This is a genomic window from Candidatus Endomicrobiellum pyrsonymphae (genome assembly GCF_020328025.1).
GTDB lineage: Bacteria > Elusimicrobiota > Endomicrobiia > Endomicrobiales > Endomicrobiaceae > Endomicrobiellum > Endomicrobiellum pyrsonymphae.
Genome location: NZ_JAIXMZ010000110.1, coordinates 3,287 through 4,704 on the forward strand (window position 1 = coordinate 3,287; position 1,418 = coordinate 4,704).

Here is a 1,418-nt window from a genome sequence, read left to right on the forward strand (position 1 = left end):
CAACAACAACTACAACAACAACACCAACAACAACAACACCAACAACACCAACAACAACTACAACGACTACTACTACTACAATACCAAAGCCACCAACAACTACAACTACGACTACTACAAGAACTAAAACAACTAAATATGCAGCCACAACAAGACCAACTACACGAACAACATCAACTAATACTACTACAACAACAACAACGACACCAACTACAACTACAGCTACAACAACAACTAGATCTACAACAACTAAAGCCACAGCTACAACGATACCTAGACGAACAACAACAACTACTACAACAACCACCACAACAATACCAACTACTACTACAACAACAACAACAACTACTACTACAACAACAACACCAACAACAACTACTACTACAACAACAACAACTACAACCACCAGCAGTAGCAGAAGAACTAGTAAAAGCACAAAAAGAACTACAACAAAAAATACAAGACCTACAACGGCAAGTATCAATACTTCCGCAACTACAACTACAACTACAACTACTACAAGACATACGAGACCAACGCTACCAACAAATAGAAAAACTACTAGACCACCAACGAATACTACTACTACCATATCTAAATCCACAACTAACCCAACAACAACTACTATCAATGCAATACCTAGACCAACAACAACTACAACTACAAATACTACAAATACTACAACAACAACAACTCCTACAACAACAACAACCACAACAACAACTAGTACTACAACAACTACGACAATTACAACAAACCCACCGACAACGACTACTACAACAACAAACACCAGTAGAACAAATGCAACCACTGGAGCCACAACAACTACTACGACTAAGACAACGACAAGAAGGACTAATACGAGGACTACTACAAAAAGAACAACTACTACTACAACCACAACGACTACTATCACCACAACAACCACAAGGACAATTCCGATTACCTCGACAATCCCAAATAGCTCCTATTCCCCCATATAAATCTAAATCTAAATCACAATCATTAACATTACCATCAGCATCACCATTATCATCATCTTCTTCTACTAGTCCTTCATCGTCGTCGTCATCATTTAGTGCACCACCACCTGATGCAGGAGATTTATTGTCTGATTCTGATCTTGATCTACTAGTAGCACAAGGTGACTTCCCACCACCACCATCACCTTCCAGCTCATCCTCTAGTTCATCTTCCAGCTCATCATCGTCAGTAATACAACCAAAATCAACAGCAACACCAGTACCAAAAGCAGAATCAAAAACAATAGCATCACAACTACAAAATGATGGTGAAGGCGAAGGCGGAGGCGGAGGCGATGAGAAAGAGAAAGAGAAAGAAGATAACCCCAATCGACCAAATACACCCGTTGTGCTACTAACGGATGATGAGAGGGAGAATTTGATGAAAGCGGCGGT

At 39.8% G+C, this 1,418-nt stretch carries 2 protein-coding genes; one reads left to right on the forward strand and one right to left on the reverse strand.

The annotated features are described in order from the left end of the window. Positions 1-928 (reverse strand): hypothetical protein (locus tag LE180_RS06770; RefSeq protein ID WP_374134692.1); only part of this gene is annotated, 928 nt, incomplete at its 3' end. A gap of 179 nt (positions 929-1,107) precedes the next feature. Between LE180_RS06770 and LE180_RS06775 the strand changes: the two genes are divergently transcribed. Next, positions 1,108-1,418: hypothetical protein (locus LE180_RS06775; RefSeq protein WP_374134693.1), on the forward strand; the 311-nt coding region annotated here is incomplete at its 3' end.